We start from the raw sequence: 12409 nt of genomic DNA, 5'->3' as shown, positions 1-12409 counted from the left end.
AATTATCATCATGAGCATCGTCAATGAATTCAAAGAGTTTGTCATGCGCGGCAGCATTGTGGATCTCGCCGTGGGCGTGGTCATCGGTGGTGCCTTTGGCAAGCTGGTAGATGGCGTCGTGAAAGGCGTCATCGGTCCCGTCGTTGAAATGGTCAAAGGCAACGACGCCTGGCCTTCCTTCGTCCAAGGAGTCTGGGACCTGGGCAATGGCGTGCTGAACTTTTTGCTCTTGGCCGCTGTGGTCTTTTTCATCTTTGTAAAACCGATCAACAAGATCCGCGCCCTGCGCGCTAAGCCAGTCGAACCCGCCGGCCCGCCACCGGTCCCGGAAGATGTGCAATTGCTCAAAGAGATCCGTGATCTCCTCAAGGCACGCTGAACCAGCGGTCTTGCTTCGGTGTTTAAAACAGACCCATCCTCACCCACCCGTCGGCTGGGTCTGGATCTATTCTCAACTGCACACCGCATGCCCATCAACATCTATTCAGAGGATTCCCCAACCGAGAAAATTGACCAGCTCTGTGACGACATTTGGAACCTTCCTCAACAGGTAAACACACTGGAAAAGTGGCTCGCAGCATCCGAGTTAAAACTTAAATCCGGCAAGTACGTGGCCGACATTGGGTTCATGATTCGCCGTAACGCGACTGGAGGAGGTGCGGCCATCGCACCCGAAATGATGCGGTCCATGGCTGACTTGGGCATGTCTCTGTATTTATCCGAATAGCCAGGTGAGGCTGAGAGTGACGAGGATTGAACAAGTCGCAACGTGGTCTTCATTTGCCCCCACACACCTAACAAAAAGAGTGTCTTCATCGAAGACACTCTTTGGAAGAGCGCCGCCCAATCTGTGAAGATAGGCGGGAGAAATCTTGTTACCGCGCTTACGGCACCTCAAAGACCTTTTGGGTGGTCGGGTCCAGAGCCAGGGAGCCGCTGCTGAGGCCCGTCACATCCAGTTCCTGATAAGGCGCATAGGGACTGATGACACGGCCAGGCTTGCTGGCGCGCTTGCCTTTAAGGAAAGAGCCGCTGTTGCCTGCGGTTTTATCCGTTGTTGGTTTGCTTGGGGGAGAAGATTTGGCTGTCTCTGTCTTCGGCTTAGCACCAGGAAGAGGGTAGTATTCTTTCTCTGCTTCACCCACACTCTGTTTTTTTTCCACCACAGGAGGCGGCATTTCTTCGACAGTGCGTTTGGGCTTTTGCGACATGGTCGGCGGCGTGTATTTCTTTGCCGGCGTTTGGGTGGATTTTGACTTTAATGAAGTGCGCGGAGGTGGGGCGCTGCCCATGCGGCCATTTGACTGAGGGGCTGGCTGAGTGGTCTGACGTGGGGGAGCGGGAGGTGTCTGATACTGCGGCACACCCGGCTGAGGTGCAGGGGGCTGTTGGTAACGAGGCTGCTCCTGGTACCGTGGCGGTGGTGTGGCATAGCCTGGCTGGGGTTGGCTATACTGACTCTGATAAGATGGGGGGGCGCTATCCAGGCTGCGTCCCCGCTGAGCATAGCCCTGTGGGGGATAGGCCTGCTGTGGGTAACTCTGCGGCGCCTGCGTGGCGTACCCTTCCGGCGGTGAATCGCCATAAAACACACGGCGGAACATATCGCCAAATTTGCGACCAAAAGTGGGCAGGAACTGCATCGGGCTCACATACTCGGTCTGGTAACCTGGCTGTGCATATCCCTGGGCCTGAGGGTAAGCGGGTGCCTGCGAATAGCCTTGCTGAGGATAACCCTGCTGCGGATAGGCAGGCGCCTGAGCAGGATACTGCGGGGCTGAATACTGCGGCTGAGCCCCATACCCAGGAGGGGGGGGATAGCTGTAGCCTGAGGGCTGCTGAGCATGAGCCGACGCCGCCATAAAGGACAGTGCGAGCACTCGCCAAAGCGAGCCTTTTCCATGCTCAGGGAGGAGGCGTGTATTCATATCGGTTAAGGTTTCTTAAATTTTATCTGGATCAAGGCGTTTCTTTGAACCCGAGCAACGGCCAAATGAGCCGCCCTCGGGCAAAATAAATGCCTTCATGCCATCTGACGGGAGCGTCGTCTGAATTGTTCAGATCAAGCTGTTCCTTTTCTCCGCCAGCGTGCCAACCAAGAGCGACCCATGAAGGTCAATAGAATCCAGATTTTACGCAGAGGGTGGAGACGACAGCGTTTTTCAAAAACGGGGTATCGCTCGCGATGCAACTTCTCTAAGATTTCAAAATACACCTGCCCCATCATGCGCGCAGGCAAAAGCGCATCGCGATCCACCGTGGGAAGCAGCTTAGCAGCCGCATCATACATCTCACGTGCGCGCTTGTATTCGAAGTCCATGAGCTGAATGAAGCGGGAATCATGACGCTCATGGAGAATGTCTATCTCCGTCAGACCAAAACGTTTGAGGTCCTCAAGGGGCAAATAGATGCGGCCCGTCTCACGAGCATCCTGGCCGACATCGCGAATGATGTTGGTCAGTTGGAGGGCATAGCCCAATTGCACCGCATACTCACGGGATTGTGGATGTGTGCTGCCAAAGATTTCAGCACTCACCAGCCCGACCACTGAGGCCACTTTGTAGCAGTAAGCCAAGAGCTCCTCATACGTCTCATAGCGCACATGGAGGATGTCACTGGCGACTCCATCCACGATCTCCGCCAGCCAAGCTCGAGGGAATCCATATTTGCGAGGCAGCGGCACCACTTCATCCAGCACAGGATGTCCAGGGGCCTGGCCTTCACTCACACAGCGCCGCCAGTGGGCCAGCTCCTTTTCCTTTTCTTCTTCGCTCAGGACGGTGCTATCCGCGATGTCATCCACCACGCGGCAGAACGCATAAAAGGAGATCATGTCCCGCCTGCGTTCCTCAGGCAAGCAGCCCAGGGCCATAGCCAGATTCGACTTCGCCCGTTTGGCGATTTCAGATGAGGAAAGGTTGGGATCAGTCATGACACATCAATTCGCCTGCCCATGTGAGGAGGCAGCTTTTAAACCATGACGGAGAAGAGTGAGCACAAAGGCTAGAAATAGCCAACTGCGCACAGTCGCAAGCACCAAAGCAGACAAGATGCGAATCATTCCCTGACCAAGAGCCCCTTCAGGAAACCAAGAAGCCACCCCACGAAGAGCAAAATGCGCCCACATTAATAGCGCCGTGGCACTGACCGCATAACCCAACAGTGGCCACAAAGTCTTCATGAAGACATGGGCCGTCACCTCCAGCATCACATGCAGCGGTGCCCGCAGTCTAGCCACCACGACAGGCACGGCAGCAAATAAAAGCGAAGATTCCACCATGACCCAGAGGGACCAATCCGTGCTTCCTGAACCCAGGCTCCGCCAGGCAAGGAGCCATAAAAGATCCAGCGCCACCAAAACGACCACCCCTTTCCAGCGAGCCAGTGTGTGCTCGAGTGCTAGCCATAGGTCTTTTTCATCCTCGGGCTCAGTGGGCTCCTCCCAGCCAATAACCAGACGCATCATGTAAATCTGCAAGCCTGCCATCATGCAAGCCTCTGCCAGCCAGCGAAAAGTCACCCGCAGAGTCTCCAACCATTCAGGCATCAAACGCAGTCCACTGCTGATCTCTAGCGCCAACCAGCCCCAGGCCGAAAGAGCTGCGATGATAAGAGCCCAAAATACCGCAGGGCGCTTGCGCCGTGAATCGTAGCGGTAAGGGAACTTCTTCACTCGCCACATCAGCAACGTCAGCAAAAACGGTACCGCCAGAGCCATCGGCCAGGGAGGGAAGAAACCATGCATGAAAGCTGCCATCTCCTGCGCAGCCACAGGTAGCTGGATGAGCAGGTAGGCCCAAGCAGTGTGACCGTTTGCTCCGGCATCTCTCAGCGAAATACCCCATGGCCCGATTTCACCTGAAAGAAGCAGCAAGGCCGCCATCATGGGCACGATCCAACGCAGGGATTGCAACATGTCCCAGGCTTCTGAAAATTCCTCACGCAGCGGATGCCACTTTAGATGAAGCATCAGCCCTGCCCCCAGTACCATCAGGACCAAAAAGGTCTGAAGCCAAAGGGTGTGAGTGGGATCCGTCATGGGCGAGGGCTGTATCCCTGCTGCAAAGAAAGGCCTCTGCCAAGGAGCGGTTTCATGAAGCGTGCCAAGAGTGGGTTGCACACAACTACTCACAGTGTTTTCACAGCTTATTCACGGGTTATACAGAGATGCTTAAGGAGTGGCCTTGATATTTTTTGATGAAGCCGCCCCCAGAACCCAAAAACTTTAAAAATTAGCTCAAGATTTGCTTGTGAATCGTGTCACTTTCGACATACACAGGTGCAGATTTTAAAAACAAAACGCGGCGCTGCATTCCCTCCCGAATCAGCGCCGCGTTTGTCCCTTCCCGAACCTTCCCGACCCGCAGCTACATCCCTTATGGAGACCGATCATGAAGACAGCCCCAATCCCCTCTCCATCTCAACTGAAGGCCCTGAAGGACAAGACCTCTTCCATCTCCAGCCGACCGCTTGGGATCAAATCTGTGGCATCTTGCTGAAGAAACTGGGCCACGATAACTTTCAGCGCTGTTTTTCAGGAACCACGGCGCGCATTGCCGATGGTCATCGTTTCATCGTCAATGTGCCGAACCCGATCCATCAACTTTGGATCGAAAGTAACTTCGCGGGCATCTTGGCCGATGCAGCGGCTGAAGTGCTAGGCACCGCTGCGCGTATCGAATACAGCATTGCCAACGAATTGCAGCCCATCTTCCCCGCCACAGCCAAGCAGGAGTTAAAGGCAGCACGCGTTATCAACACTCGTGCTGATTCAGACCGTCCGCTAGCCAGCCCTCATGTCACTGCTGAGGCCAATGGCACGCGCTCCTTTGCCGAAGCGGGGCTGAACCTGAAGTTTAATTTCGATAACTTTGTTGTTGGGTCCAACTGTAGCTACTCCGCCGCAGTCGCACGTGCCGTGGCAGAAAAGCCAGGCCGCATTTACAATCCCCTCTTCTTCTACGGTGCGACTGGTCTGGGCAAGACCCACCTCATGCAAGCCATCGGCCAGGAAGTGCTGATGCGCAAAAAAAAGGCCATCGTCCGCTATGTGACCTCCGAGCAATTCACCAACGAGTTCGTCGAGGCCATCAAAAAGCAGAGCTTCACGCAGTTCCGCCAGAAGTACCGCAAGGTGGATGTGCTGCTGATTGACGATGTCCACTTTTTTGAAGGCAAAGACAGCACCCAGGAGGAGTTCTTCCACACGTTCAATGAGCTCTTCAACAACGCCAAGCAGATCGTCCTCGCCAGCGACCGTCCACCGAGCGACATCAAGAACCTAGAAAGCCGCCTTGTCTCCCGTTTCGAATGGGGTCTCACCACCCAGATCCAGACGCCGGACTTCGAAACCCGCGTGGCCATCCTGCGCCGCAAGATGAGCGATTTCAATGTCCAGCTTGACCCCTGGATCCTCGAGTTCATCGCCCAGCGCGTACGCACCAACGTCCGCAAGCTGGAAGGTGCCCTCATGCGTGTGGCCGCCCACTTTTCCCTCGAAGGCGTGATGCAGAACGAAGCCGCACTAGCCGCCTTCCTGCACGACGTCATCGATGAGGAACCCACCAAGTCCATCACTGTGGACCGCGTGCAGCGCGCCGTGGCTAATCAGTATGACCTTCGCGTCAGTGACCTCACCGGCCCTCGCCGCCCCAAGAACATCGCCGAAGCCCGCCAAGTGGCCATGTACCTCACCCGTCACATGGTGAAACTGCCCCTCATCCAGATCGGCGAAGAGTTCGGCGGTCGCGACCACGGCACCGTCATCCATGCCTGTAAAGTCATCACCCAGCGCATGAGTGAAACCCATGACTTCCGTGCCATGGTGGACCGCCTCAGCTCCAAGCTGCTGGAGGCATGATCCGTATTTAAACAGATCCTAATCTGACCAGAATTTGGGCGAAGGGATGCGTATGAGTCTGCATGCCTCGCGTTTGTCTCCTCGCCCTTTTCATAACCGCCCTCGGTCATGCCGCTGATCCCTTGTGGGAATCCATCGCCCCCAGCTTCCAGCCTCCGGCTGAGTTCGCTGGTGTCTATGGCGACTATGCCAGCCCACTGAAATTCAAAGATGGCCGTGAGGTGAAAACAACTGCGGATTGGGTCCAGCGCCGCCAGGAGATTCTTACCACTTGGCACGGCCTCATGGGCGAATGGCCACCGCTCGTCGAAAAGCCTCAGCTCGACATCCTGGAGAGCCAACATCGCGACAACTTTACCCAGCACCGCATCCGCTTACAGATCGCTACGCAGCAGACCGGTGAAGGGTATCTTCTTATCCCCGATGGTAAAGGCCCCTTCCCCGCCGTCTTTGTGCCTTTTTATGATCCTGAGACCAGCATCGGCTATTCAGACAAGCCTCTGCGTGACTTTGCCTACCAACTCACCAAGCGCGGGTTTGTGACACTTTCTATCGGCTCTCCTGGGGGGGATGCCCGCAAGCCTGTGCTCACAGCCGGGGCGAAATGCCAACCGCTAAGTTACCTGGGCTATGTCTCCGCCAATGCCTGGACCGCTCTTTCACAAAGGCCCGAAGTGGATGCCAAACGCATCGGCATCATGGGCCACTCTTATGGCGGCAAGTGGGCCATGTTTGGTGCCTGCCTGTGGGACAGGTATGCCTGCGGCGTGTGGTCAGATCCCGGCATCGTTTTTGATGAAACCCGCCAGAGCATCAACTACCAGGAACCTTGGTATCTGGGACTAGATCCCACGCTGACGCGTAAGACCGGACTCATCCGCCCAGACAGCCCGCGCACCGGTGCCTACAAGGCACTCATCGAAAAAGGCCACGACCTCATTGAATTCCAGGCCCTCATGGCCCCGCGGCCCTTTCTTGTATCGGGCGGTGCGGAGGACCCGCCGAAACGCTGGGTGCCACTGAACCATCTCATTCAGTTGAATACTTTGTTAGGCTATAAAAAACGCATAGCAATGACTAACCGGCCCGACCACTCCCCCACGCCCGAGTCCAACGAGCACCTCTACCGCTTCCTTGAGTGGGCACTGAAGGCCCCGCATTAAGTGGGACCGCCCTAAAGAGCTGCAACCCATTGCACTCCACTTGGCATCGTGCCCATTCTGTGCCACCAAGTCATATGTCCTTCTGCCTGTCCTTCCCTACCACTGGCAATCCCGCCGAAGTCCTTGAAGTCGTCGAGCGTCCGCTGCTGCCTCTTACGGGGCATGAGATCCGCGTGCATATGCGTTACGCGCCCGTCAATCCGGCCGATCTCAACTTCATCGAAGGCAACTACGGCCGTGCAGCCCATCCTCCCGCCATCCCTGGCCATGAAGGCTGTGGTGAAATCATGGCCATCGGCCCAGACGTGACCTCGTTGGAAGTGGGAGATCTTGTCATTCCGCTACTAGGCGCAGGCTGTTGGGCACAGCACATGACGGCGGACGAGCAGTTTTTCGCCAAGCTCCCCCCCGGCATTGATCGTGTGCAGGCTTCCATGCTTCGCGTCAATCCTGTCACAGCATGGCACCTTCTCAAAAAGCATGTCAGCCTTGAAGAAGGCGAATGGGTGATGCAAAACGCAGGCAATTCCGGTGTGGGCCGCGCGCTTATTCAAGTGGCCAAAAGTCTCGGCATCAAAACCGTGAGCTTCGTGCGCCGCGAGGAGCTCATTCCTGAATTGAAAGCCTTGGGAGCGGATGCTGTTTTTCTGGATGATGAAAACGGATTTGCAGCAGCAAAAGAGCTTCTCCAAGGACATGAATTAAAGCTTGCCGCCAATGCAGTGGGGGGGGACAGCGCCATCCGCCTCATGGATCTACTTTCCCCAGAAGGCACCCTCGTCACTTACGGGGCCATGAGCCGCCGCAGCCTGAAAGTGCCTAACAAATTTTTGATCTTCAAGAACCTTCACTTAGAGGGATTATGGATCACACGTTGGTTTGAAAAGGCCAGCACGGCTGAGCTTTATGAAGTCCTCGAACCGCTAGTCAAAATGATCCTCCATGGTGAACTCGTCACAGCCGTGGATGAAGTCATCCCTATGGCCGAACACCGCCGTGCCATGCAACGCGCCCAAGAAGGCGGCCGCGCCGGCAAGGTCATCCTCGACCTAGCGTGATCTGCCCCGCTCCATGGAGCGCGAGTATGCCGAGCGCAGCGACGCTATTCGCCTCTTTAGGGGGTCTCACGCACACAACGGACTAGCCATTGCCTCCTACAATAATGACCGGGTAAAAGATAAAGGTCCTGCCTTTCCCCACATCTTTTTACCATTTCCTGGCGTGTGTAAATTCCAGTGCATCCGAGTTTCTGAAGGGAGGTCGATTCGTTTTATCCTCGACGGGCCGCCTGTTCCTCCCATAGAACCAGTGCATTCCCTGCGTATGTCTCGCCCTGTTTTATCCGTCATGTTTCAACGCCCAGCCCTTCTCGCCGCCAGCCTCCTGGCCAGTCTTTGTTTTACCGCCCCTGCTGCTACGCCAGAAGAGGCCGCAAAGAAGGTTCATGATGAAATTTGGGAACGGTTTGTGGATGAGTACAATCTCGTGCTCGATTACACCGGGCTGGATGGTAAAATCATTCGCCCCACGCCGGAAGACTGCCGCGAGATGAAACCCAGCGCCCTGAGCTGGGGCGTGCCTAATGAGGACGGCCCCATGTTCAACGGGCTCTACCTCGATGCTCTCTGCACCCAATGGAAACTGACGAAAGACGAAGCTATTCGTGCCAAGGCCCGGCGTCTCATTGATGGCCTTCTGCTCGTCTCCACTGTGGGCAAAACTCCGGGCTTCATCGCCCGCGGCATCGCCACCGATGGCAAGACCACCTACCCCCTCGGCTCCAACGACCAGAGCACCCCCTGGCACTATGGCATCTGGCGTTACCTCACCGACGGCCTCGCCTCCCCGGAGGAAAAAACCAAGCTCACTGCCGCCTTCATTGAGCAGATGAACATCCTCGACAAAAACGGCTGGAAGATGCCCACCGACGGACCTCCCTGCCCCTATCGTGGCGATTTTACCAAGCCCACCTGGGAAGGTGTGCCGCGCCTCCTCTTTGTCATGAAGGCCATGCATCACTTCACAGGTGAGGACTCCTGGCACCAACGCTACCTGGCTGCGGCTAACGAAAAGGTTGGTAAAAAGGAACGCCCGCGCATTGACTTCTGCCGCGAGGGCATGGTCTTCGATCCCGGCCAGGGCCCACGTCATTCCTGGACTGGCAGCGAGGGCGTTATCTGTCTGCGCGCTCTATGGGAAATGGAAAAAGACCCGACCTTCAAGGCCGCCTATGCCGAGGGCCTCCGCCACAGTGCCGAACTCTCCGCCAAGAGCCTACCCCTGATTGAGAAATTCGATGTCAACGGCACCGAAGTTTTTAACCTCGACTGGCGTGTCATGAACGAAGCTTGGAAACCCCAGTTCAGCGAAAAGGATGCCGTAGATGTCGCCGTCGCCGGCCTGCGCGTGCAGAGCAAAAACTCCCCCCGCCTACATCTGGAAAAAGACTACCTGCGCGAACCCTGTTTCGCAGCCTGGATTGTCACCCTCTGCCCTGACTCCGCCTATGTCGAGACTCAGCGCAGCACGATCGAAAAAGTCATTACCCATTACAATCCAGACAAGGCTTATCTCTCCCAGTTTTTCCCGCTGGAATCCGCGTGGTGGCGCCTGCGCGAACACGCTGCCAAGTAATCCCATGACTAGCCGCCGATCCTTCTTTCAGCAGGGCACGCTCTGCCTCGCCGGTCTGGGTTCGTCCTCAATGCTCGCCGCTGAGCCTGAGGCAAAACCGCTCTTGCGCATCGGCCTCATGACCGATCTCCATTACGCCGACAAAGCCCCTACCAAGACCCGCTTCTATCGCGAAGCACTCGCCAAACTGGATGAGGCCGTCGCCTTCATGAACCGGGAAAAGCCCGCCGCTGTGGTGGAACTGGGCGACTTCATTGATCAGGCCCCGACGGTGGACCAGGAACTGGAATGGCTGAAGACCATGGAGCAGCATTATGCCCGCCTGGCCATGCCGCGGCACTATGTGTTAGGCAATCACTGCGTCACCACCCTCACCAAGGCAGAATTCGCTGCGCACACGGGGGCCGCCCTATCCGGCTACAGCTCCTTTGAGCAGAATGGCATCCGCTTCATCCTGCTGGACGCCTGCTTCCGCGAAGATGGCACTGCCTATGGCCGCAACAACGCCCACTGGCAGGACTGCAACATCCCCGCCCAGGAACTCTCCTGGCTGCAGGATGAACTCGCCCGCTCCCCCGGCCCCGTCATCATCCTGGCCCATCAGCGGCTGGATCTAGACAAAGCCCATGCCGTGAAAAACGCCGCCGAAGTGCGAGCCATCCTCGAAAAGTCAAAGAAGGTCCTCGCCGTCTTCCAGGGCCACTCGCACAAAAACGACCTCCAGGAAATCAACGGCATCCCCTACTGCACCCTCGTCGCTATGATCGAGGGTACTGGCATCGAAAGCAGCGGTTACACGATGCTCGATGTCCTGCCCGATAGCTCCCTGCGCCTGCACGGCTTCCGTCGCCAGACCAGCCGCAGTCTGAAGTCCACCGCTCTCTGATGAAAAGCCTCTGCCTTGCCATCAGTCTCGCCCTTTTCAGTCCTGCATTTGCCGCAGATAAGGCCGAGGAGGCGCTGCCCCTCATCACCACCGGAATCTGGAAGCATGAGGAACTGAAACGATTCAAAGCTCCCGAGGCTAACCAAGGCGTGGCCGCCGATGCCGAGCACATTTATGTGATCACCAATCGCGCCCTGGGCAAGTATCGCAAAGACACCCTGGCACGAGTCGGCGAGTGGAAGGATGAAAAAGGCGGCCCCTTCATTCACATGAATTCCGGCATCATCCATGAGGGCAAACTCTGGTGTGCCCACTCCAATTTTCCCGCCTTGCCGATGACGAGCTCCATCGAGATCTTCGACCCCGTGGCCATGAAGCACGTAGGCACCTACAGCTTCGGCATCGCCCCCGGCTCCCTCACCTGGATCGCCCGCCACCAGGACCACTGGTATGCCTGTTTTGCCCACTACTCCAAGGACAGGCCCAAGACCGGCCGCGATCCCGCCTGGACGGAGCTCGTCCGTTACGACGACCAGTGGCGGCGCACCTCTGGCTGGGTCTTCCCCAGCGGCATTCTGGAAATCTTCGGCGGCTCCAGTTGCTCCGGCGGCAGCATCGCCGCAGACGGCACCCTCTTCATCACCGGTCACGATGCGAAGCAGCTCTTCGTCCTACGCTTCCCCACCGCCGGCTCCGTCTTGGAATGGACCGATACCATCCCCATCACCGCCGAAGGCCAGGCCTTCTCCTGGGACCCCACCCAACCCGGCTACTTTTACGGCATCATCAAAAAGACCCGGGAAGTCGTGGTTTCGCGCATCCGACGCCACTCAGATGGCCCACCCAACTGAGGAAGCGTTATAAAGCCGGGTTTCCGCCGGAATTCACGGGAATCAGCGCTCAATATCAACATTACAAATGAGCTAAAAACCTAGAGTGTGTTATGAACTTTGAAAAGGAGCTGTACAAGGGGTGAAACATTGGGCATAAGCTTGGGATGGCCGCCAAGACCGTGAAACCCAAGCCTCCTTATCCAACGGATGTCAGTGATGAAGAATGGCAGTTCTGCCGCCCTTATCTTGAACTCATGACCGAGGATGCCCCTCAGCGTGAGCACCCGTTGCGCGATTTGTTCAATGCCGTGCGTTACGTCGCCCGGGCTGGCTGCCCCTGGAGAATGCTTCCTCATGACCTGCCGCCCTGGGCCGCTGTTTACCAGCAATGGCAGCGCTGGATCAAGGCCGGGTGCATGGAGGCCATGGCCCATGATCTGCGCGTGCTTTTGCGGATGCTCTCCCAGAAGAACGCCCAGCCCAGCGCTGTCATCCTGGACGGCCGCACCATGCAGTCCACGCCTGAAAGCGGAGCCCGTGCCGGGTATGACGGCCATAAGAGGCGCAAAGGTTCCAAGGTCCATATCGCGGTGGATACTCTGGGCCATCTGCTCGCCTTGAAGATTACAGCGGCCAATGAACAGGAGAGGGCGCAAGTTGGAGAACTGGCGCAGAAGCTTCAGGAGGTAACTGGAGAAAAGGTTGAACTGGCCTATGTGGACCAAGGCTACACGGGAGAAACAGCCGCCGAAGCGGCGCAAACCGAAGGCATCCGCTTGGAGGTGGTGAAACTGCAGGAGGCCAAGAAGGGCTTTGTGCTGCTGCCGAGGCGCTGGGTGGTGGAACGCTCCTTTGCGTGGTCGGCCCGGTTCCGGCGTCTGGCCAGGGACTATGAACGGTTAACCACTTCCCTGGAGGGCATCCATTGGCTGGCCTTTGCTACCTTGATGTTGAACTCCCTCTTTAAAAGTTCATAACACGCTCTAGACAACGTAAATGAAACGGTTCAGATATCCTGCTCTTACGCACCTTA

The 12409-nt window shown here is 56.8% G+C and carries 12 protein-coding genes; 9 read left to right on the top strand and 3 right to left on the bottom strand.

Annotated features, from left to right (window positions below):
- The first annotated feature begins 10 nt into the window (after positions 1-10).
- A complete protein-coding gene (gene mscL / locus HNQ64_RS07590; protein ID WP_184207094.1) occupies positions 11-379 on the top strand; it encodes a large conductance mechanosensitive channel protein MscL in 369 nt (122 codons plus the stop codon).
- An 87-nt stretch (positions 380-466) separates the two neighbouring features.
- On the top strand, positions 467-727 hold the full coding sequence (locus HNQ64_RS07585) for a hypothetical protein (protein WP_184207092.1): 261 nt from the start codon (positions 467-469) through the stop codon (positions 725-727).
- Positions 728-884: 157 nt separating this feature from the next.
- Here the strand turns inward: HNQ64_RS07585 and HNQ64_RS07580 are convergent, their stop codons facing one another.
- The 3 genes from HNQ64_RS07580 to HNQ64_RS07570 all read right to left on the bottom strand — a co-directional run bounded on the left by HNQ64_RS07580 (position 885) and on the right by HNQ64_RS07570 (position 4039).
- Entirely contained in the window at positions 885-1928 is a 1044-nt protein-coding gene (locus HNQ64_RS07580) for a hypothetical protein (protein ID WP_184207281.1), read from the bottom strand.
- Positions 1929-2062: 134 nt separating this feature from the next.
- Entirely contained in the window at positions 2063-2932 is an 870-nt protein-coding gene (locus tag HNQ64_RS07575; protein ID WP_184207091.1) for a phytoene/squalene synthase family protein, read from the bottom strand.
- A 6-nt stretch (positions 2933-2938) separates the two neighbouring features.
- A complete protein-coding gene (locus HNQ64_RS07570; protein ID WP_184207089.1) occupies positions 2939-4039 on the bottom strand; it encodes a hypothetical protein in 1101 nt (366 codons plus the stop codon).
- 339 nt (positions 4040-4378) lie between these two features.
- On the opposite strand from HNQ64_RS07570, the gene dnaA reads away from it, so the two are divergent.
- From dnaA to HNQ64_RS07535, 7 genes are all read left to right on the top strand, one after another.
- Entirely contained in the window at positions 4379-5860 is a 1482-nt protein-coding gene (dnaA, locus tag HNQ64_RS07565) for a chromosomal replication initiator protein DnaA (protein WP_184207087.1), read from the top strand.
- A 62-nt stretch (positions 5861-5922) separates the two neighbouring features.
- Entirely contained in the window at positions 5923-7023 is a 1101-nt protein-coding gene (locus HNQ64_RS07560) for a prolyl oligopeptidase family serine peptidase (RefSeq protein ID WP_184207085.1), read from the top strand.
- A gap of 74 nt (positions 7024-7097) precedes the next feature.
- Positions 7098-8081 carry an MDR family NADPH-dependent oxidoreductase gene (locus HNQ64_RS07555; protein WP_184207083.1) on the top strand — a complete coding sequence of 328 codons (984 nt, stop codon included), beginning with the start codon at positions 7098-7100 and terminating at the stop codon, positions 8079-8081.
- 265 nt (positions 8082-8346) lie between these two features.
- Entirely contained in the window at positions 8347-9657 is a 1311-nt protein-coding gene (locus HNQ64_RS07550) for a hypothetical protein (protein ID WP_221305372.1), read from the top strand.
- A 4-nt stretch (positions 9658-9661) separates the two neighbouring features.
- Positions 9662-10543 (top strand): metallophosphoesterase, encoded by an 882-nt coding sequence (locus tag HNQ64_RS07545; RefSeq protein WP_184207079.1) that lies wholly within the window; start codon positions 9662-9664, stop codon positions 10541-10543.
- Complete coding sequence (locus HNQ64_RS07540) at positions 10543-11394, top strand: hypothetical protein (RefSeq protein ID WP_184207077.1); 852 nt, start codon at positions 10543-10545, stop codon at positions 11392-11394. Before HNQ64_RS07545 ends, HNQ64_RS07540 begins: the two co-directional genes overlap by 1 nt.
- Positions 11395-11540: 146 nt before the next feature.
- Entirely contained in the window at positions 11541-12353 is an 813-nt protein-coding gene (locus HNQ64_RS07535; RefSeq protein ID WP_184207075.1) for an IS5 family transposase, read from the top strand.
- The last annotated feature ends 56 nt before the right edge of the window (positions 12354-12409 follow it).

Source organism: Prosthecobacter dejongeii (assembly GCF_014203045.1).
GTDB lineage: Bacteria > Verrucomicrobiota > Verrucomicrobiia > Verrucomicrobiales > Verrucomicrobiaceae > Prosthecobacter > Prosthecobacter dejongeii.
The sequence above is the reverse complement of the archived record's forward strand: the minus strand, read 5'-3'. Positions and strand labels throughout refer to the sequence as shown.